Raw genomic sequence first — 20,346 nt, forward strand, 5'->3', positions numbered from 1 at the left:
ACGGCGAGTGAGCGGGTCAGAAGGGGGCGGCACTCGCCCCCTTTCATGTGGAGAGAGGAATGAATTACAACTGGGACTGGGGTGTTTTCTTCAAGTCCACCGGAGTGGGGCAGGAGATCTACCTGGACTGGTTCGTTTCCGGTCTGGGATGGACGATTGCCGTCGCCCTGGTAGCATGGATCATCGCACTCATCCTGGGTGCGGTGCTGGGCGTGATGCGGACGGTGCCCAACCGTCTGGTCGCTGGCATTGCCACCGCCTACGTCGAGCTGTTCCGTAACGTACCGCTGCTGGTGCAGCTGTTCATCTGGTACTTCCTGGTACCCGACTACCTGCCTGAAGGGCTGCAGACCTGGTTCAAGCAGGACCTGAGCCCGGCCACGTCCGCCTATGTGTCGGTGGTGGTATGCCTGGGGCTCTTTACCGCTGCCCGCGTCTGCGAGCAGGTGCGCACCGGCATTCAGGCGCTGCCGCGTGGCCAGGCGTATGCCGGCCTGGCGGTCGGTTTCAACCTGGTGCAGGTGTATCGTCACGTGCTGCTGCCGCAAGCTTTCCGCATCATCATCCCTCCGCTGACCAGCGAGTTCCTCAACGTCTTCAAGAACTCGTCGGTAGCCTCGCTGATTGGCCTGATGGAACTCTTGGCCCAGACCCGCCAGACGGCAGAGTTTTCGGCCAACATCTTCGAGGCCTTCACCTTGGCGACGCTGATCTATTTCGTGCTCAACATGAGCCTGATGGTGTTCATGGGCTGGGTTGAGCGCCGTGTACGGGTGCCCGGCCTGATGGTAGGAGGCAAGTGATGGACTTCAGTCAGATCGTTCCGGCCTTGCCTGCCCTGATGGAGGGCATGGTCGTCACCCTCAAGCTACTGGTGATGGCCGTCCTAGGCGGCGTGGTACTGGGCACCTTCATCGCCCTGGGCCGTCTGTCGAGCAACGCCTTCCTCTCGGGCCTGGCCAAGGCATACGTCAACTACTTCCGCTCCATCCCGCTGCTGCTGGTCATCATCTGGTTCTACTTGGCGGTGCCGATGCTGCTCAACTGGATCACCGGTGATTTTGTTCCGGTGGGCGCGTTCGCTTCGTGCCTGGTAGCCTTCATGATGTTCGAGGCGGCCTACTATGCCGAGATCGTGCGTGCCGGCATTCAGGCGATCTCGCGCGGCCAAGTCAATGCCGCCTACGCGCTGGGCATGACTTACGGTCAGGCCATGCGTCTGGTCATCCTGCCACAGGCCTTCCGCAAGATGCTGCCCCTGCTCCTGCAGCAGAGCATCATCCTGTTCCAGGACACCTCGCTGGTGTACGCCGTCGGCCTGATGGATTTTCTCAATAGCGCCCGCTCGCGCGGGGACATCCTCGGCCAGCCGCATGAGTTCCTGATTTTTGCCGGGGCCGTTTATTTCGTGATCAGTTACTGCGCTTCGTACATCGTGAAGCGCCTGCAGAAGAGGTTGGTGGTATGAGCGCAATGATTTCGATCCAGAACGTCAACAAGTGGTATGGCGACTTTCAGGTGCTGACCGATTGCAGCACGCAGGTGGCCAAGGGTGAAGTGGTGGTGGTGTGCGGCCCGTCGGGTTCGGGCAAGTCCACGTTGATCAAGTGCGTCAACGCGCTCGAGCCTTTCCAGAAAGGCGAGATCATCGTCGACGGCATCTCGGTGGGCGCCCCCAAGACCAACCTGCCCAAGTTGCGCGCGCGCGTGGGCATGGTTTTCCAGCACTTCGAGCTTTTTCCGCACCTGACCATCACCGACAATCTGACGATTGCCCAGACCAAGGTGCTTGGCCGCTCCAAGGAGGAAGCCATGGAGAAGGGCCTGATGTATCTGGACCGCGTCGGTCTGAAGGCGCATGCCCACAAGCACCCCGGTCAGCTTTCCGGCGGGCAGCAGCAGCGTGTGGCAATCGCCCGTGCCCTGGCCATGGACCCGGTGGCCATGCTGTTCGACGAACCGACCTCGGCGCTCGACCCGGAGATGATCAACGAGGTGCTGGACGTGATGACCGAACTGGCACAGGAAGGCATGACGATGATGTGCGTGACGCACGAGATGGGCTTTGCACGCCGTGTGGCGCATCGCGTCATCTTTATGGACAAGGGCCACATCGTAGAGGACTGCGACAAGGAATCCTTCTTTGGCAGCCCGCGCTCTGAGCGTGCCCAGCAGTTCCTGTCCAAGATCCTGCAGCATTGACCGCCACGCAGAACCTGCCTGGACAGGGTTCCACGTGAAACGCCGCCTCTCGGGGCGGCGTTTTTCATGGACTACGCTGCGGGGCCGGGTGGGAAGGCCACTTGGAAGAGCGTTCGGTAGCGCACGCCTTGCGGGCCGTTTTCCGACACCACCAGCGCCAGGTGATCCACCCTCAGGCATAGCCGGGACTCCAGGGCCTGGTACGGCTGTGGACGGCCTTGCCGCAGCAGGGTGATGTGCGGTCTATAGCGGCGCGCTTCGATGGCAAAGCCGGCGTCCGAAAGTGCCTGTTTCAACCCTTCGGCCAACCTTGCCAGCGCTGTGGGGCAGGGGCCGGCTACCAGGCCGATGCCGTTTTTCCACACCGAGGTGTGATCGAGCAGCCAGTCGTGCGCAGTGGCGGCTTCCGCCACCCGTTGCGCCAGCGTCTGCAGTACCGGCAGCCGCGTCGCCGCGATTTCCCCGAGAAAGGCCAGGGTCAGGTGCAGGTTGGCCGAAGCGCTGCCGCGTCCGCCCGCGTCCTGCAGCAAAGCCGGCTGCACCCACCGGGTGAGGGCTTTTCGCAGGGCAGCATCGGGCAAGACGGCGAAGAAAAGACGCATGGGTCTGCCTACAGGATGTCCAGATGGTCGATGCTGTCCAGCGCACCGGCCCCCTTGCCACTCTCACTGTAGAGCTTGATCTTGAGCCGGAGATCGTTTACCGAGTCCGCATTGCGCAGCGCGTCCTCGTAGCTGATCAGACCGTTCTCATAGAGGTCGAAGAGCGCTTGGTCGAAGGTTTGCATGCCGCCCTCGCGAGAACGGGCCATCACGTCCTTGAGCGAAGCCACCTCGCCCTTGAAGATCATGTCAGCCACCAGCGGGCTGTTGAGCAGAATCTCCACCGCCGCCACCCGGCCGCGCTCACCCTTGCGCGGAATGAGACGCTGCGAAATGATCGAGCGCATGTTGAGCGACAGATCCATCAGCACCTGCTGGTGCCGCTCCTCAGGGAAGAAGTTAAGGATGCGGTCCAGCGCTTGGTTGGCGTTGTTGGCATGCAGCGTGGCCAGGCACAGATGGCCGGTCTCGGCAAACTGTAGGGCGTAGCCCATCGTTTCCCGATCGCGGATCTCGCCCATCAGGATCACATCCGGCGCCTGCCGCAGGGTGTTCTTGAGTGCTACATCCCAGTCGTCGGTATCTACTCCCACCTCACGCTGCGTGACGATGCACTTCTTGTGCGGGTGTACGTACTCGATCGGGTCCTCAATGGTGATGATATGGTCCTGCGCGTGGCTGTTGCGCCAGTCCACCAGCGAAGCCAGCGAGGTGGACTTGCCCGAACCGGTCCCGCCCACGAAGATCACCAGACCGCGCTTGATCATGGCGATGTCTTTCAGCACCTCGGGCAGGCCCAGTCCGTCGATAGTGGGGATTTCGGTATTGATCCGGCGCAGCACCATCCCCGCCGCACCCTGTTGCATGAAAGCGCTGACACGGAAGCGGCCGATGCCCGGCGGGCTGATCGCGAAGTTGGCTTCGTTGTGGGACTCGAACTCCTCGGTCTGGCGATCGTTCATCACCGAGCGTACCAGTTCCTTGGTGTGCTGGGACGTCAGCGCCTGCGGAGCCACCGGAGTGATCTTGCCGTCGATCTTCATCGCCGGCGGGAAGTCGGCCGAGATGAAGATGTCCGACGCACTCTTGGCGATGGCATGCTTGAGCAGGTCGTGGATGAACTTTGACGCCTGGTCCTTCTCCATGGCGGGGCTCCTTCAGGCGGCAGGCCGGGCCTGCCGGTTCGGGGTGGGGATCTTAGAAAGCGTCCTTGCTGCTGGCCTTCTGCCGGGCTTCGATAGGCGAGACCACATTGCGGCGCACCAGCTCCTGCAGACACTGGTCCAGCGTCTGCATGCCATGTTGCTGGCCGGTCTGGATCATGCTGTTGATCTGGGCAATCTTGTTCTCGCGGATCAGGTTGCGCACCGCCGGTGTGCCGAGCATGATCTCGTGCGCTGCCACCCGGCCACTGCCGTCCTTGGTCTTGAGAAGCGTCTGGGAGATCACCGCCCGGATCGACTCGGACAGCATCGAGCGCACCATTTCCTTCTCGCCTGCAGGGAACACGTCGACGATCCGGTCGATCGTTTTGGCGGACGTGCTGGTGTGCAGCGTGCCGAAGACGAGGTGGCCGGTTTCCGCCGCGGTCATCGCCAGGCGGATCGTTTCCAGATCGCGCATTTCGCCGATCAGGATCACGTCCGGGTCTTCACGCAGCGCCGAACGCAGCGCATTGGCGAAGCTGTGTGTCTGCAGGCCGAGCTCGCGCTGGTTAATCAGGCACTTCTTGCTCTCGTGGACGAATTCGATCGGGTCTTCCACCGTCAGGATGTGCGCGTACTGGTTGTCGTTGATGTAGTCGATCATCGCTGCCAGCGTGGTGGACTTGCCCGAGCCCGTCGGACCCGTCACCAAGACCAGGCCACGGGGAAACTTGGCGATATCCTCGAAGATTTTGGGCGCGCCCAGTTGCTCCAGTGTCAGCACCTTGGACGGAATCACCCGGAACACCGCACCCATGCCACGGTTCTGCATGAAGGCGTTGACCCGGAAGCGCGCAATGCCGGGCAGTTCGAACGAGAAGTCGCATTCGAGCGTGTCCTCGAAGATCTTGCGCTGGTAGTCGTTCATGATGTCGTACACCATGTCGTGCACGTCATGGTGGGCCAGGGGCGGCAGGTTGATGCGCCGCACGTCCCCGTGCACGCGGATCATCGGCGGCAGGCCGGCCGACAGGTGCAGGTCGGAGGCCTTGTTCTTGACCGTGAAAGCCAAGAGCTCGGAAATTTCCATCTATAATCTCCCGTTGCATGGCCGTGCCGGCTCGTACGGCATGGGCCGTGAAGATTGTACGGGTCCGGGCGCCGCGATGATACGGCCTCCCCCGAAAAATGCGTGCTGCGCATGCCTTAGCGAAAGACATCCATGACCCAGATCGCCCAGCAGCTTGATGCGGTGCGCCAAGCCCTGCGCAAGGCCGAAGCCGCCGCGGGCCGGCCGGCCGGCAGCGTCGGCCTGGTGGCCGTCAGCAAGACCTTTCCGCCCGAAGCGCTGCGTGCCGCCTATGCTGCCGGACAGCGCGCTTTCGGCGAGAACTATGTGCAGGAGCTGGTGGACAAGACGGCCGCCTTGGCCGATCTGGACATCGAGTGGCACTTTATCGGTCCGCTGCAATCGAACAAGACCCGGCCGGTGGCCGAACGTGCCCACTGGGTACACAGTATCGACCGCCTCAAGATCGCCCAGCGCCTGTCCGACCAGCGTCCCGAGCATCTGCCCCCCCTGCAGGTATGCCTGCAGGTGAACGTGTCCGGCGAGGCCAGCAAGAGCGGCTGTGTGCCGGATGAAGTGCTGGCGCTGGCCCGGGGGGTAGCTCCGTTGCCCCGGCTTGAGTTGCGCGGCCTGATGTGCATCCCCGAACCCACCGAAGACGAGGCCCGGCTGGCCAGTCAGTTCGCCATACTCTCTGCCTTGGCCTGCACCCTGCGTGCAGCCGGGCTGGCGGTGGACACCCTATCGATGGGCATGTCGGCCGACATGACGCTGGCCGTGGCCGAGGGGGCTACGCTGGTGCGGGTGGGCAGTGCCATCTTCGGGGCCCGGCATTATCCGGGGCAATAAGTTTTTGCCGTGCGCCCGGCGTGCGGCACCAAAAGGAGAGGCAATGCAGATTACGTTCATCGGCGGAGGCAACATGGCCGCCGCCATCATTGGCGGGCTGGTCCGCGAGGGCGGACACCAGATCCGCGTCATCGAGCGTACCGAAGCCCGCTGCGCCCAGCTGCGCAGCGAGTACGGCGTGGAGGCGTCAACGGCCCAGCCCGAGGCCTTCGGCCCGGACGAGGTGGTGGTTCTGGCGGTCAAGCCGCAGCAGCTCAAAGAGGTGTGCGTGGAACTGGCGCCCCGTCTGCAGGGAGCGCTGACGGTGTCGATTGCGGCCGGCGTTCGGGTGGCGGCGCTGTCCCGCTGGCTGGGCAGCGAGCGTATCGTCCGGGTGATGCCCAACACACCGGCCATGGTAGGCAAGGGTATCTCCGGTGTATATGCCCCGCCCGGGGTGTCGGTGGCTGACGCCGCGTCCGCCGCTGACGTGATGCGGGCCGTAGGCGAGGTGGTGGCCTTGGCCGAAGAGGGTGGCATCGACGACATCACCTGCGTTTCCGGCAGCGGCCCGGCCTATGTCTTCTATTTCATGGAAGCGATGATCGCGGCTGCGAAGCAGGCCGGGTTCGACCCCATGACCGCACGCAAGCTGGTGGTGGGCACCTTCGAAGGCGCGGTGGCCTTGGCTGCCGCCACCGACACCGAGGTAGGCACCCTGCGCGCCAACGTCACCTCCAAGGGGGGTACCACCGAACGCGCCATTGCCCGCTTCGATGCCGAGGGCGTTCGGGAAGCCATTGTGGCCGGTGCGATGGACTGCCGGGACCGCTCGATGGAAATGGGTGAAACCCTGAGCCGCGACTGACCGAAGGAATCAACATGTTTGCCGAAACCCTGGGGTTCCTCGTTAAGACGCTGGCCGACCTGTTCGTGCTGACGCTTCTGCTACGGTTCTACCTGCAAGTGGCCCGGGCCCCGTTCAAACACCCGCTGTGCCAGTTCGTGATCGCGGTCACCAACTTTGCCGTGATACCGATGCGCCGCCTGGTGCCCGCCGCGCGCGGCTACGACATGGCTACGTTGACGCTGGCCTGGCTGGTTTCGCTGGTGGCCGATGCGCTCCTCTTGGCGCTCAACCCGCTGCCTTACAACTTCGTGGCGGTGGAAACCTGGCTGGCACTGGCATTGCTGGCGGTATTGGATGTCTTCCGCCAATCGCTCTATCTGCTGCTGGGCGCCGTCATCGTACAGGCGGTGATGAGCTGGGTGAACCCGTACAATCCGCTGGCGCCCATCCTCGACGTGCTGACCCGGCCCTTCCTGCGCCCGTTCCGCCGCTTCCAGGTGGGGCAGGTGGATCTGGCGCCGCTGGTGCTGTTCCTGATCGTGCAGGTGATCCTGATGCTGCCTGTGCGGATGCTGGAAGCGACTTTCTTGACCCAACTCAAGGTGTCGCTGTAACAAAGGTGTTTATGTTTCACGGTTTTGCCTGCCTGACCGGGCAGACAAATTTTGCCACTAGGAGAAACCTGATGAAAAAAACCCTGCTCGCCGCACTGCTGCTGGGCCTGGCCACCGCCCCGGCCATGGCCAACCTGCAACTGGCACAGAAGTACAACTGTACGACCTGTCACGCCGTGGACAAGAAACTGGTCGGCCCGGCCTACAAGGATGTTGCCAAGAAATATGCGGGTGACAAGGGCGCCGAAGCCAAGCTGGTGGCCAAGGTGAAAGCCGGTGGTTCGGGCAACTGGGGTGCCATCCCGATGCCGCCGAACCCGCAAGTGAGCGATGCCGACCTGCACACCTTGGTGAAGTGGGTCCTGTCGCTGAAGTAAGCACCGGATGGCAGTGAGACGGGGCGGCTTCTGGCCGCCCTTTTTTGCGGATGGGCATCGGGCTTGCTATCGTTCGTTACAGGTTTTTTGCAACCCGAACGGCAAGGATTTACGGGCCCTGCGCAATACAGTTGCGTAAAGGCGGGGCCGTCGGTAATCTTCTCCGCCTGTTGCCAACTCTATGCTGGAAGCACCCCATGGCCAAGCTGACCGAACAAGACATCATCAACTGGGAAGGCGACGACTACATGAGCGCCGACCACCTTGAATTCTTCAAGGAACGGTTGTTGCAAATGCAGCAAGAGTTGCTGAGTAATGCCGACGCCACCGCCAACCACCTGCAGGAGCAGGAGGCGACCCCGGACCCGGCCGACCGTGCCACCCTTGAAGAAGAATACGCACTGGAACTGCGTACGCGCGACCGTGAGCGCAAGCTTTTGCAGAAGATTCAGGCCTCCCTGCGCCAGATCGAGGACGGCAGCTACGGCTACTGCGAGGACACTGGCGAGCCGATCGGCCTTAAGCGTCTTCTCGCCCGCCCGACGGCCACCCTGTCGGTGGAAGCGCAGGAGCGCCGGGAACGGATGAAGCGCCAGTACGCAGACTGATCCGCATCCGCTTCCCACACCTGAGGACGCCCCGCTTGCGGGGCGTTCGCTTTTGGAGAAAACATTCAGGTTGCCGGCGGCTCTTCCCCCTTTTGTCCGAGTAATATAGCGTCTTCACTTCGCATGAATACGTGGGCAAGAGGGAGACATAATGAGAACAGGGCTATCGATCGTTGCACGGCTGTATCTGGGCTTTGTCCTGGTGCTACTGGTGGTGGCGGCCATGGTGATGTCCAGCTGGACCGCCCTGCGCGAGCAGAACGCCGCCAACGGGCAGAACATCCATTCCTACCAGGTAATCACCACCATCGATGGCATGCTGGAAGCCATCGTCAACATCGAGACCGGCCAGCGCGGCTTCCTGCTGCAAGGGCAGGATACCTATCTGGAGCCCTTCGAGAACGGTCAAAAGAACTTCCAGCTCTTTTCCGACCGCGCCCGTACGCTGACCGCAGACAACCCTACAGTGCAGGGCTACCTGCAACAGGTGGACAATGCCTACCGCGACTGGCTTGAAAACTCCATCAAGCAGTCGATCGCCGCCCGGCGTGCACTGCCAGCCGAAGCGGTGACGCTGCCGGCACTGCAGGAAATCATCAACCAGGGACATGGCAAGGCCAAGGTGGACGGCATGCGCGCCCTGTTCGCGAAGATCGTTTCAGAAGAGCAGCGTCTGCTGGAGGCGCGCCAGGCCGCGGCCGATGCCCAGCAGCAGCGTACGCAAATGGTACTTCTGGGGGGCGGCCTGCTGGCTGCGGTCCTGGGCCTGGTGATCGCCACCCTGCTGGGACGCAAGATCGCGGCGCGGCTGCACTATACCGTGCAGTTGGCCGAAGAAGTGGCCGCAGGCAACCTGCGCGTGCAGGTGGAGCGGGGGCAGGATGACGAGATCGGCGCGGTGCTGGGGGCGTTCGCCACCATGCAGCAGCGCCTGTCGTCGATGGTGCATGCCATCCAGCAGTCCGCAGGCGAGATCAGCCAAGCCTCGCATGAGATTACCCGCACCGCAGAGGACATCGTGCGTGCCAGCGACACCCAATCGCGGGCGGCCTCGTCGATGGCGGCCTCGGTGGAGGAAGTCACCGTCAGCATCACCCATGTGTCGGACAATGCCACCCAGGCGCAGCAGGTGTCGCAACACTCCGGCGAGCTGTCGCGTGAGAGCGGCGAGGTGATCGGCCATGCGGTTAGCGGCATTCTGCGGGTGGCCGAGGCGGTAAAGGGTGCCGCAGGCGAGATCGAGACGCTCAGCGCGCAGTCGCAGCGCATCTCCTCGGTGGTGGGGGTGATCCGCGACATCGCAGACCAGACCAACCTGCTGGCGCTCAATGCCGCCATTGAGGCTGCACGGGCCGGCGAGCAGGGCCGGGGCTTCGCGGTGGTGGCCGACGAGGTGCGCAAGCTGGCCGAGCGCACCGCCGCTTCCACGGCTGACATTGCTGGCATGATCACCCAGATCCAGACGCTCACCCGCTCGGTGGTGGAGCGCATGGGCAGCGAAGTGGCGTTGGTGAACGAGGACGTGGAGCAGGCCCACAAGGCGCAGCGCGCGGTGGACTCCATCCAGCAGAGTGCACTGGAGGTGGTGCGCATGGTGAACGACATCACCGTCGCCCTGCGTGAGCAGTCGGAAGCCAGCACGGTGATCGCCGCCAACGTCGAGCAGATCGCCAACATGGCCGAGGAGAACGCCTCCACGGTGGACGGCGCCCTCGCGGCCGCCAAGCGGCAGACCGAACTGGCGGGGCGCTTGCAGGAGGCGGTGTCGCAGTTCCGCGTCTGAGTGCTTCGGCCAACCCTGACCCTGCCAACGCCCTCCTGCGAGGGCGTTTTTGCTGCGCCACAGCAGGGCTTGTCGCATGCGCTTCAATGCGGTTAGTCTAGACCGGACGCCAAAACCGAAAACGACAGGACGATTCGCCATGCAGCGCCAGACCGACGACGTACGCATCCGGGAAATCAAAGAACTCTTGCCCCCGATTGCCCACCTCTACGAACTGCCGATCAACGAGGCCGCCTCCGAACTGATCTACAGCACCCGCCGCGACATCTCGGCCCTGTTGCATGGGGAAGACGACCGCCTGCTGGTGGTGGTGGGCCCCTGTTCGATTCACGATCCGGCGGCGGCGGAAGAGTATGCGCGGCGCCTGCTGGCCGAACGGCAGCGCCATGCCGGCGAACTGGTGGTGGTGATGCGTGTGTACTTTGAGAAGCCGCGCACTACGGTCGGCTGGAAGGGCCTGATCAACGATCCGCACCTGAACGAGAGCTACGACATCAATGCCGGGCTGCGTATGGCGCGGCGCCTGCTGCTGTCGCTCAATACGCTGGGCGTGCCGGCAGCCACCGAATTTCTGGACATGATCACGCCGCAGTACTTTGCCGACCTGATCTCGTGGGGCGCAATCGGCGCGCGCACTACCGAAAGCCAGGTGCATCGCGAGTTGGCCTCGGGCCTGTCCTGCCCGGTCGGGTTCAAGAACGGTACGGATGGCAACCTGAAGATTGCCGTGGACGCGATCCGCGCAGCCAGCCAGCCCCACCACTTCCTGTCGGTGACCAAGACCGGACATTCGGCGATCGTGGCCACGGGCGGCAACCCGGACTGTCACGTCATCCTGCGCGGCGGCAAGGAGCCCAACTACTCGGCCGAACACGTGAAGGCTGCTGCTGCCGAGCTGACCTCGGTGGGGCTGGCGCCCAAGGTGATGGTGGATTTCAGTCACGCCAACAGCCGCAAAGACTACCGACGCCAGATGGAGGTTACCACCGACGTGGCCGGCCAGATCGCGGGGGGCGATACTTCCATTTTCGGCGTGATGATCGAGAGCCACCTGGTCGAGGGCCGGCAGGATCTGAAGCCCGGTGCGGCACTGGCCTACGGCCAGAGCATCACCGACGCCTGCATCGGCTGGGATGCCACACTCGATGCCCTGGCTACCTTGGCCGAAGCGGTGAAGGCGCGACGCGCGCGCAGCGGTGCCGCCTGAAGCGAGTTACCCCGCTCCTGACACAACGCCCGGCCAGACCGGGCGTTGTGCATTCGGGCACGGCTCAGTCCCGTCCGTCGAGCAGGTTGCCCAGCGAGCCGAGCACCGAGCCCTGTTCGCTCGAACCGCCCCCTGCGCGCGGGCTGGCGGCCACGATGCGGTCGGCCAGCCGGGAGAGCGGCAGCGACTGCAGCCATACATGGCCCGGTCCGGTCAGTTTGGCGAAGAACAAGCCCTCTCCGCCGAAGAGCGCGCTCTTGAGCTTGCCCACGTATTCGATGTCGAAGTCCACCGTCGGCTGGTAAGCCACGACGCAGCCGGTGTCCACCCGCAGCACTTCGCCGGGCGCCAGCTGCCGGCTGGTGAGCGTGCCGCCCGCATGCAGGAAGGCGTAGCCGTCCCCTTCCAGCTTTTGCATGATAAAGCCCTCACCGCCGAACAGGCCGGTGCCGATCTTGCGTTGGAAGGCGATGCCGAGGCTGACGCCCTTGGCGGCCGCCAGAAAGCTGTCCTTCTGCGCGTACAGGGTGCCTCCCAGTTCCAGAAGGTGCACCGGCACGATCTTGCCAGGATAGGAGGCTGCAAAGGCTACGCGCCGCTTGCCGCGCGCCTGGTTGACGAAGACCGTGGTGAACAGCGACTCGCCGGTCACCAGCCGCTTGCCGGCGCCCAGCAACTTACCCATCAGCCCGCCGCCGCTGTTCGACCCATCCCCGAAGACCGTATCCATGCTGATGCCGTCTTCCATGTAGTACATCGCGCCGGCCTCGCCCACGGCTGCTTCGCCCGGGTCGAGTTCGACTTCCACATACTGCATGTCGTCGCCGAAGATTTCGTAATCGATGACATCCATTCCCATCGTGTTGCTCCTAGGTGTATCTGCCGGTTCAAGGTGATTGGTCGGAAGCCTGACGGGCGCGCTCATGGGCGGCCAAGGCCTCCGGGGTGTTGAGGTTGGGTAGTGGCGGGCTGACCGCCACACGGCAATGGCGCAGGCCCTCCAGCCACCCACGGATCGAACGGCCGCCGTTTTCAAGATAGCGGACCAGGCTGGCGTGCAGCCCAGGGCGCACGGCGAGGAAGGCAGGTTGCCAGCCCTGGGTGTCCTCGGCGCTGGCCACATCCCAGCCTTCGGACAGCGGCGCGAGCAACCGGGTGGCCAAGTCCGGCGGAAGGCTGACCGCATCGCAAGGTACCATCAGCAGAGGCCGACCCGCCGCCTCGGCCAAGCCCCGCTCCAGCCCGGCCAGCGGGCCGATCGCATCACGTCCTGCGTCACACAGTACCGGATGGCCCAAGGCCCGGTATGCCTCCAGCGTGCGGTTGGCCGAAATCAGGATGCCGGACGGGGGGTGCGACTGTGTGGACAGGGCCGCCAGCACATGCTGCACCAGCGGCCGGCCCTCCAGCATTACCCAGCCCTTGTCGACGCCGCCCATGCGCCGCCCCTCGCCGCCGGCAAGGATCAGCGCAGTGTATTCGGTCGTGGTCATGATGGGTCTCCCGGAAGCCGTGGGTTCACTTTGGTGGCCGGGCCGGCGTGGCGCCAGACGCATCCGGGCCTGTGTCCAGCGGCAGGGTGATGCAGGTGATGCGTTCGTCCGCACGCTCTTCGATCGTCAGACGGGCTTCGGCATCATAGAGCAGCGCCAGCCGTTCCCGCAGGTTGTCCAGCGCGATGCCCAGCCCCGGCCGTGGTGGGGTGCCGGGTGGGGGCAGGGGATTGCGCACTTCCAGCCGCAGCTGTCCCTTCAACGTCCCCAACGCGATGGTCAGCGGCCCCGGATGCGGTGTGGGTTCGACGCCATGATGGACCGCATTTTCCACCAGGGGCTGCAGCAGCAGGGGGGGCAGCCGGGCCGCTTCCGGGGCAGTGTCCTGCCATTGCACCTGCAGCCGCTCCCCCAGGCGTGCCTGTTCGATGTCCAGATACATCCGTGCCAGCGCCCGTTCTTCGGCCAAGGTGGACCAGCGCCGGGGCTCGGCCAGATGCGCGCGGAAGAGGTGGGCCAGGTTCTCCAGCACCCGTTCGGCCTCTTCGGGCTGGCTGCGCATCAGGGCGATGGCAGCATTGAGGCTGTTGAACAGGAAGTGCGGGCGGATGCGGGCATTGAGAGCGGTCAGCCGCGCCTCAGCCAGCACTGGTGACAGCACCCGCGCCCGCAGGGAAAAGTAATGGGCGATCAGACCGGACACGGCCGCCGCCAGCAGCGTGTGCCGGAGCGCGGTGCCGGCATTGTGCTGCAACAGCGGTGCAAGCAGGCCGGTGCTCGCGGCCGCCAATGCGGCCAGCGTGGCCGATGGCCAGCGGGCGCGGCTCCACCACGGCTGCAGGGCGGCCCCCAGTGCCAAGGTGGCGAAGGCGGCAGGGATGCTCCAGGCCGCCGTTTCGGCCAGGGTATCCACGGTGCCGGCCCCGTCCGTCCTCACCAGCAGCGAGGCCAGCACCAGTGCCGCCACGGCAAGCAGGATCTTCATCATCACCCCCAGGTTGCGCAGGTCGGGGGCAGGGGGCAGCAGGGCAGGTTTCATCGGCAGGACGCCCGGGCACTATACGAACGGCATCATACCAAGACTGCCGCCGGCCGGCGTGCCCCGCGCAGGCAAACCCCTACTGGCCGCCCGCAACGTGCGGTGGCATAGTTGGGACTTCCCCAACGCTTCAAGCAGGAACACTCGCCATGCAAGACCAACATGCCTGGTCCGGCCGCTTTTCCGAGCCGGTTTCGGAGCTCGTCAAGAAATATACCGCCTCAGTCGACTTCGACAAACGACTGGCCGAGTTCGACATCGAGGGCTCGCTGGCCCACGCCACCATGCTCAACAAGGCGGGCGTGCTCTCCGACGACGATGTGGCGGCCATCCGCCGAGGCATGGCAGAGGTGCTGGAGGATATCCGGTCTGGGCGCTTCGAATGGAGCGTGGACCTGGAAGACGTGCACATGAACGTCGAGCGCCGCCTCACCGACAAGATCGGCGACGCCGGCAAGCGCCTGCACACCGGCCGCAGCCGTAACGACCAGGTGGCCACCGACATCCGCCTGTGGTTGCGCGCGCAGATCGACGCCATCGTGACGCTGATTGCCGAGCTGCAAACCAGCCTGCTGGACCTGGCCGAGCAGCACGCTGACACCGTGATGCCAGGCTTCACCCACCTGCAGGTGGCACAGCCGGTCACCTTCGGCCACCACATGCTGGCCTACGTGGAAATGCTGGGCCGCGACGCCGAGCGCATGACCGACTGTCGCAAGCGCGTGAATCGCCTGCCGCTGGGCGCCGCCGCGCTGGCAGGCACCACCTTCCCCATCGACCGCTTCCACACCGCGCAGCTGCTGGGCTTTGACGACGTTTGCCACAACTCGCTGGACGCAGTGTCCGACCGGGACTTCGCCATCGAATTCACCGCCGCCGCCAGCCTGGTGATGGTGCATTTGAGCCGGCTGTCCGAAGAGCTGATCCTGTGGATGAGCCCGCGTGTCGGCTTCATCGACATCGCCGACCGCTTCTGCACCGGCAGCTCGATCATGCCGCAGAAGAAAAACCCGGACGTGCCGGAGCTGGTACGTGGCAAATCCGGCCGTGTGGTGGGGCACCTGATCGCGCTGGTCACCCTGATGAAGGCACAGCCGCTGGCCTACAACAAGGACAATCAGGAAGACAAAGAGCCGCTGTTCGATACCGCCGACACACTGATCGACACCCTGCGGATCTACGCCGACATGATGCGCGGTGTGACGGTAAAGCCCGAAGCGATGCGTGCCGCGGTGCTGCAGGGTTTCGCCACCGCCACCGACCTGGCCGACTACCTGGTGAAAAAGGGTGTGCCCTTCCGCGACAGCCACGAAGTGGTGGCGCTGGCAGTACGTCATGCCGAAAGCCAGGGCGTGGATCTGGCCGATCTGGAACTGGAGACCCTGCGTCAGTTCAGTCCGCTGATCGACGAGGAGGTGTATGCCGTGCTGACACCGGAAGGCAGCCTGGCCCAGCGTGACCATGTGGGAGGCACCGCGCCCAGCCAAGTGCGTGCGCAGATTGCCCGCCACCGGGCTCGGTTGGCTGGCTGAGCCCCGTCCTTAAAGAAAAACCGGCGCGTGCGCCGGTTTTTTGTTGCCGCCAAGCGGGTGGAGCAGCTCAGCTGCGGATCTGCCCATCGCCCAGCACGATCCACTTCTGGCTGGTGAGACCCTCGAGTCCTACCGGGCCACGGGCATGGATCTTGTCGGTGGAGATGCCGATCTCGGCTCCCAGGCCATACTCGAAGCCGTCGGCGAAGCGGGTGCTGGCGTTGACCATTACGCTGGCCGAGTCCACCTCGCGCAGGAAGCGCCGCGTGCGGCCGTAGTCCTCGCTGACGATGGCGTCGGTGTGGTGGCTGCCGAACTGATTGATGTGCTCGATGGCTTCGTCCAGGTCCTTCACCACGCGGATGGCCAGGATGGGCGCCAGATACTCGGTGGCCCAGTCGTCCTCGGTGGCCGGCACCACCCGGTCCCCCAGGATGGCCCGGGTGCGTTCGCACCCCCGCAGTTCCACTCCTTTTTCCCAGTAGGCTTCGGCCAGGCGCGGCAGGATGAACTCGGCAAAAGCAGCATGCACCAGCAGAGTCTCCATGGTGTTGCAGGTGCCGTAGCGGTGGGTCTTGGCGTTGAGGGCGATATCGAAGGCCTTGTCCGGGTTGGCAGTGTCGTCGATGTAGACATGGCAGTTGCCGTCCAGATGCTTGATCACCGGCACGCGCGCCTCGCGGCTGATGCGCTCGATCAGGCCCTTGCCGCCGCGCGGCACCACCACGTCCACATGTTCGGTCAGGGTGATCAGCTCGCCCACGGCCGCCCGGTCGGTGGTTTCCACCACTTGGACGGCTTCGGCCGGCAAGCCTGCCGCGCGCAGCCCTTCCTGCACGCAGCGGGCGATCGCCTGATTGCTGTGGAAGGCCTCGGACCCGCCACGCAGGATGGTGGCGTTGCCCGACTTCAGGCACAAGCCGGCCGCATCCGCGGTCACGTTGGGGCGCGCCTCGTAGATGATACCGACCACGCCCAGCGGTACCCGCATCTTGCCCAGCTGGATGCCCGAGGGGCGGTAGCTGAATCCGTCCATCTCGCCCACCGGGTCCGGCAGGGCCGCGATCTGGCGTAGCCCGTCGGCCATGCCGCGCACGGTCTTTCCGGTCAGCGTCAGCCGGTCGATCAATGCTTCGGCCAACCCTGCCTTGCGGGCGGCGTTGAGGTCTTCCATGTTGGCCGCGATCAGGGCATCGCTGTCGCGCTCGATGGCATCTGCCATGGCCTGCAGGGCGGCATTCTTGCTGCGGGTGTCGGCCCGGGCCAGCACGCGGCTGGCCTTGCGTGCCTGGCGGCCCACCCGCTCCATATATTCCTTCACGTTCATGGCTGCATCCTGTGCAAAACGGCTGAATCGGTCGCACGAGGTTAACGCAATAGGCGCGCCGCCGGCCAGCGTATCGCGCCAGCCGATGCCGGAGCGGGCCACCCACGACCGGTGCCAAGCATTTGTTGCGACAGCTTTTTTGCAACGTGCGCGGCACTGGGCGCCATCCGGTGGGCCTGCATGGTTGACCCCATCTTCAACCCTCTCTAACTTTGTCCGACAAGCAGATGCTTGGTCATGCAAGAGCCCGTCAGGGCCGCCGGAGGAGACTTCATGAACGATACTGCCTATGCTGCCTTTCACCGCGCCTCCATTGAGGCCCCTGAGACCTTCTGGGGCCGGGAGGCCGCACGCATCGACTGGCATGTTCCCTATGAACGTGTACTGGCCTACGAGGCACCTCCGTTCCGCCAGTGGTTTGCCGGGGGTCACACCAACCTCTGCCACAACGCGGTGGACCGGCATTTGGCTAACCGTGCCGATCAGCCGGCGCTGGTGTATGTCTCCAGCGAGACCGGCGCCGAGCAGGTTTACAGCTACCGCATGCTGTATGAGGAGGTGGCGCGCTTTGCCGCCATCCTGCAGGCACAGGGGGTGAAGAAAGGCGACCGGGTGTTGATCTATATGCCGATGCTCCCGGAGGCGGTGTTTGCCATGCTGGCCACGGTGCGGCTTGGTGCAGTGCATTCGGTGGTGTTCGGTGGCTTTGCCTCCGCCAGCCTGGCCGCGCGCATCGAGGATGCTGCGCCAGTGGTAATGGTGACGGCCGATGCCGGCGTGCGCGGCAGCCGGGTCATCCCGTACAAGCCGCTGGTGGACGAGGCACTACGGCTGGCCGGGACACGGGCGCCCGCCCGGGTCATCGTGGTCAACCGTGGGTTGGCCGAAGCACCGATGATGAAGCCGGGACGGGATCTGGACTACGCCACCCTGCGCCAGGCCCACCTCGACGACCGGGCTGCCGTGGAGTGGGTAGAATCCTCGCATCCGAGTTACATCCTTTACACCTCCGGCACCACTGGCAAGCCCAAGGGAGTGGAGCGGGATACCGGCGGCTATGCGGTGGCTTTGGCCGCCAGTATGGAATACATCTATGGCGGGCGCCCCGGCGAATGCTTCTTCTCCACCTCCGATATCGGCTGGGTGGTGGGGCATTCCTACATCGTTTATGGACCGCTGATTGCCGGCATGAGCACGCTGGTGTACGAAGGGCTGCCCACCCGGCCGGACCCGGGCATTTGGTGGCAGCTGGTGGAACGATACCGGGTGACGGTGATGTTCTCCGCGCCCACTGCGGTGCGGGTACTCCGCAAGCAGGACCCGGACTGGCTGCACCGCCACGACCTTTCCAGCCTGCGTGCGCTCTTCCTCGCTGGCGAGCCGCTGGACGAACCCACGGCCCGCTGGATCGCCGATGAGCTGGGTGTACCGGTGATCGACAACTACTGGCAGACCGAGACCGGGTGGCCGATGCTGACCCTCTGTCGCGGGGTGGCCGACCTGCCGGTGAAGTACGGCAGCCCAGGTCTGCCGGTCTACGGTTACGATGTGCGGCTTTTCGACGAGCGCACTGGCGAGGAGGTGGGGCCAGGGCAGAAGGGCGTAATCGGCGTGCTACCGCCCCTGCCGCCCGGCTGCATGAGCACCGTATGGGGGCAGGACCAGCGCTTCCTCGATACCTATTTCAGCCTGTTCCCCGATCGGCTGGTGTACTCCAGCTTTGACTGGGGCATCCGCGACGAAGACGGCTACTTCACCATCCTGGGCCGTACCGACGACGTGATCAATGTAGCGGGGCACCGGCTGGGCACACGCGAGATCGAGGAGGCCGTCAGCAGCCACGGGGCGATTGCCGAGGTGGCGGTGGTCGGGGTGGCCGACACGCTCAAAGGCCAGGTGCCACAGGCCTTCGCCGTGGTTCGCGACGCCAGTGTACTGGCAGACCCGGCCAGCCGCGCCCGGCTGGAGGCCGAGGTCATGGCCCAGGTAGCGGCACAGCTGGGCGCGATTGCCAACCCGGCGCGGGTGTACTTTGTCAGCCAGCTGCCGAAGACCCGGTCGGGCAAGGTGCTGCGCCGCTCGATCCAGGCCTTGGCCGAAGGGCGGGATCCCGGTGACCTGACTACGCTGGACGACCCGGCCGGCCTTGACCAGATCCGTCAGGCGCTGTCGGACGTGGCCGCTTCCCAGCCTTAAGTCTGCACCGGAACCGGTCGTGCCCCAGGCTCAGCCGTGGCCGGCCAGCGAGCGGCGTAGCCGCTCCACCCCCCACCATACGCCGACCGCCACCACCGGAATGGCCACCCCCGTGGCCAGTTCCACGTTGAGGTGGAGGCCGGCCGCCTTGGCCGCCTTGAGCAGGTAGCCCAGCAGGCCCACCAGGTAATAGGTGAGCACCCCGACCGAGAGGCCTTCCACCGTTTCCTGCAGTCGTAGCTGCAGGCCGGCCCGCCGGTCCATGCTGGCCAGCAGGGCACGGTTCTGCTCCTCGTGCTGCACTTCCACCCGCGTGCGCAGCAGCAGGGTGGCGCGTTGTAGCCGGCCGGTCAGCCGGTCCTGCCGCTGCGCTACCGTGTCGCAGGTGGCCATGGCCGGCGCAAGCCGCCGCTCCATGAACTCGCGGAAGGGCTGCAGTCCGGGCAGCCGACTCTCACGCAGCTCGGTGATCCGCCGCTCCACCAGCTGGTAGTAGGCACGCGCCGCGGTAAAGCGGTATTGGCTTTCGGCCACCAGTGTCTCCACCTGCATCGCCAGCCGGGTCAGTTCGCCCAGCAGTGCACCATCGCTGCGTCCGCCTTCGCCTGCCATCTCGCCGGTGATACCGCGCAGCGCGGTGCCGAGGGTGTCCAGCTCGCCCATCTGCCGCTTGGCGATCGGCAGCGCCAGCAGGGCCAGCATGCGGTAGGTTTCCACCTCGAACAGCCGCTGCAGCATCCGCCCGGTCTGGTTAGGGCCCATGCCACGGTTGATGACCAGGTAGCGGGAGAAGCCTTCGGCCAACCTCGGGTCGGGGTGCAGCTTGAGATCGGTATAGGCCAGCGCCTGGCCTTCCCCGATCTCGGCGCCGATCAGTTCGTTGCCGGCAAACCAGCGACGGGCGATCTCTGCGGCCGGCGCCTCATCGTCCTGCCCGGCCAGCACGGCGGCATGCAGCGCGGTCAGCAGCGAGCCCGGCAGGCTGCCCAGCCAGTCGTCCGGGATGCGCGCCAGCGCCGGCATTTCGAACGGATCGGCGCTCGGGCCGGCCACAATGAAGGTATAGCGGGCGAATTCGGTGTGCAGCAGCCAGCGCACCTGTAGCCCGTCGTGCTCGGCACAGTAGAAGGCACAGCCGGCTTCCGGTGGGGGCAGGCCCAGTGCCGCGGCCAGCTGACAGAGGGCATCGAACTGGGCGCTGGCGCCGTTGCGGTCGAAGACCAGCGACAGCGAGGTGATGCGTGACGGAGTGGCGATGGCGGCATGGGGCCGGGCGTGTGCCTCGTCGATGAGGACGCGCCGGAGCGGATGGGATTGCAGGGGTTGCATGAAGGCTTTCTCGAAAACGGGTTCACCGATGGCGCCATCGGTCAAACCGCTCGCGGCAGTAAGCTTGGGTAATTATTGTGCGAGATTGCCTAAAAAGAATAAATGTATTTCTTAATATTATTTCTGGTCATATAGGGTTTTCCGT

At 64.8% G+C, this 20,346-nt stretch carries 20 protein-coding genes; 12 read left to right on the forward strand and 8 right to left on the reverse strand.

Features of this window, described 5'->3' with window-relative positions:
- The first annotated feature begins 59 nt into the window (after nt 1-59).
- From EV669_RS04745 to EV669_RS04755, 3 genes are read left to right on the forward strand one after another with little or no spacing between them, the layout of a single operon-like run.
- Entirely contained in the window at nt 60-803 is a 744-nt protein-coding gene (locus EV669_RS04745) for an amino acid ABC transporter permease (protein ID WP_054285602.1), read from the forward strand.
- Nucleotides 803-1,468: an amino acid ABC transporter permease gene (locus EV669_RS04750; protein ID WP_054285603.1), complete on the forward strand. Its 666-nt coding sequence runs from the start codon at nt 803-805 to the stop codon at nt 1,466-1,468. The genes EV669_RS04745 and EV669_RS04750 overlap by 1 nt, the downstream gene beginning before the upstream one ends.
- A 5-nt stretch (nt 1,469-1,473) precedes the next feature.
- On the forward strand, nt 1,474-2,202 hold the full coding sequence (locus EV669_RS04755; protein WP_054285604.1) for an amino acid ABC transporter ATP-binding protein: 729 nt from the start codon (nt 1,474-1,476) through the stop codon (nt 2,200-2,202).
- Nucleotides 2,203-2,273: 71 nt separating this feature from the next.
- Here EV669_RS04755 and thpR read toward each other — a convergent pair whose 3' ends face one another.
- From thpR to EV669_RS04770, 3 genes are read right to left on the reverse strand one after another with little or no spacing between them, the layout of a single operon-like run.
- On the reverse strand, nt 2,274-2,804 hold the full coding sequence (thpR, locus tag EV669_RS04760; protein ID WP_132098019.1) for an RNA 2',3'-cyclic phosphodiesterase: 531 nt from the start codon (nt 2,802-2,804) through the stop codon (nt 2,274-2,276).
- Between the two features lie 8 nt (nt 2,805-2,812).
- Nucleotides 2,813-3,949, reverse strand: coding sequence for a PilT/PilU family type 4a pilus ATPase (locus tag EV669_RS04765; RefSeq protein WP_054285606.1), 1,137 nt, complete (start codon nt 3,947-3,949; stop codon nt 2,813-2,815).
- Nucleotides 3,950-4,001: 52 nt separating this feature from the next.
- Entirely contained in the window at nt 4,002-5,039 is a 1,038-nt protein-coding gene (locus EV669_RS04770; RefSeq protein WP_132098020.1) for a type IV pilus twitching motility protein PilT, read from the reverse strand.
- Nucleotides 5,040-5,171: 132 nt separating this feature from the next.
- Here EV669_RS04770 and EV669_RS04775 point away from each other — a divergent pair, with 132 nt between their 5' ends.
- The 7 genes from EV669_RS04775 (at nt 5,172) to aroG (ending at nt 11,285) form a co-directional block, all read left to right on the forward strand.
- Nucleotides 5,172-5,867: a YggS family pyridoxal phosphate-dependent enzyme gene (locus EV669_RS04775; protein WP_054285608.1), complete on the forward strand. Its 696-nt coding sequence runs from the start codon at nt 5,172-5,174 to the stop codon at nt 5,865-5,867.
- Nucleotides 5,868-5,871: 4 nt separating this feature from the next.
- A complete protein-coding gene (gene proC, locus EV669_RS04780) occupies nt 5,872-6,714 on the forward strand; it encodes a pyrroline-5-carboxylate reductase (RefSeq protein WP_281174906.1) in 843 nt (280 codons plus the stop codon).
- A gap of 14 nt (nt 6,715-6,728) precedes the next feature.
- Nucleotides 6,729-7,310 (forward strand): YggT family protein, encoded by a 582-nt coding sequence (locus tag EV669_RS04785; RefSeq protein ID WP_054285610.1) that lies wholly within the window; start codon nt 6,729-6,731, stop codon nt 7,308-7,310.
- Nucleotides 7,311-7,381: 71 nt separating this feature from the next.
- Nucleotides 7,382-7,687 carry a c-type cytochrome gene (locus EV669_RS04790; RefSeq protein ID WP_054285611.1) on the forward strand — a complete coding sequence of 102 codons (306 nt, stop codon included), beginning with the start codon at nt 7,382-7,384 and terminating at the stop codon, nt 7,685-7,687.
- 197 nt (nt 7,688-7,884) lie between these two features.
- Nucleotides 7,885-8,295 (forward strand): RNA polymerase-binding protein DksA, encoded by a 411-nt coding sequence (gene dksA / locus EV669_RS04795; protein ID WP_054285612.1) that lies wholly within the window; start codon nt 7,885-7,887, stop codon nt 8,293-8,295.
- A 151-nt stretch (nt 8,296-8,446) separates the two neighbouring features.
- Complete coding sequence (locus EV669_RS04800) at nt 8,447-10,078, forward strand: methyl-accepting chemotaxis protein (protein WP_132098021.1); 1,632 nt, start codon at nt 8,447-8,449, stop codon at nt 10,076-10,078.
- 139 nt (nt 10,079-10,217) lie between these two features.
- Entirely contained in the window at nt 10,218-11,285 is a 1,068-nt protein-coding gene (gene aroG / locus EV669_RS04805; protein ID WP_054285614.1) for a 3-deoxy-7-phosphoheptulonate synthase AroG, read from the forward strand.
- Nucleotides 11,286-11,349: 64 nt separating this feature from the next.
- Here the strand turns inward: aroG and EV669_RS04810 are convergent, their stop codons facing one another.
- From EV669_RS04810 to EV669_RS04820, 3 genes are read right to left on the reverse strand one after another with little or no spacing between them, the layout of a single operon-like run.
- A complete protein-coding gene (locus EV669_RS04810; RefSeq protein WP_054285615.1) occupies nt 11,350-12,144 on the reverse strand; it encodes a TIGR00266 family protein in 795 nt (264 codons plus the stop codon).
- 28 nt (nt 12,145-12,172) lie between these two features.
- Nucleotides 12,173-12,778 carry a molybdenum cofactor guanylyltransferase MobA gene (mobA, locus tag EV669_RS04815; RefSeq protein WP_132098022.1) on the reverse strand — a complete coding sequence of 202 codons (606 nt, stop codon included), beginning with the start codon at nt 12,776-12,778 and terminating at the stop codon, nt 12,173-12,175.
- 25 nt (nt 12,779-12,803) lie between these two features.
- Nucleotides 12,804-13,817 (reverse strand): sensor histidine kinase, encoded by a 1,014-nt coding sequence (locus EV669_RS04820; RefSeq protein WP_132098023.1) that lies wholly within the window; start codon nt 13,815-13,817, stop codon nt 12,804-12,806.
- A gap of 149 nt (nt 13,818-13,966) precedes the next feature.
- On the opposite strand from EV669_RS04820, the gene argH reads away from it, so the two are divergent.
- Nucleotides 13,967-15,349, forward strand: coding sequence for an argininosuccinate lyase (gene argH / locus EV669_RS04825; RefSeq protein ID WP_132098024.1), 1,383 nt, complete (start codon nt 13,967-13,969; stop codon nt 15,347-15,349).
- A 67-nt stretch (nt 15,350-15,416) separates the two neighbouring features.
- On the opposite strand, the gene EV669_RS04830 is transcribed toward argH, so the two are convergent.
- Nucleotides 15,417-16,676, reverse strand: coding sequence for a glutamate-5-semialdehyde dehydrogenase (locus EV669_RS04830; protein ID WP_132098025.1), 1,260 nt, complete (start codon nt 16,674-16,676; stop codon nt 15,417-15,419).
- Between the two features lie 273 nt (nt 16,677-16,949).
- Between EV669_RS04830 and EV669_RS04835 the strand changes: the two genes are divergently transcribed.
- Nucleotides 16,950-18,872: a propionate--CoA ligase gene (locus tag EV669_RS04835; RefSeq protein ID WP_132098026.1), complete on the forward strand. Its 1,923-nt coding sequence runs from the start codon at nt 16,950-16,952 to the stop codon at nt 18,870-18,872.
- 30 nt (nt 18,873-18,902) lie between these two features.
- Here the strand turns inward: EV669_RS04835 and EV669_RS04840 are convergent, their stop codons facing one another.
- The gene (locus EV669_RS04840; RefSeq protein WP_132098027.1) at nt 18,903-20,201 is read right to left on the reverse strand and encodes a DUF3422 family protein; all 1,299 of its coding nucleotides are present in this window, start codon (nt 20,199-20,201) and stop codon (nt 18,903-18,905) included.
- Nucleotides 20,202-20,346 lie beyond the last annotated feature (145 nt).

It is taken from the genome of Gulbenkiania mobilis, from assembly GCA_004346645.1.
GTDB lineage: Bacteria > Pseudomonadota > Gammaproteobacteria > Burkholderiales > Chromobacteriaceae > Gulbenkiania > Gulbenkiania mobilis.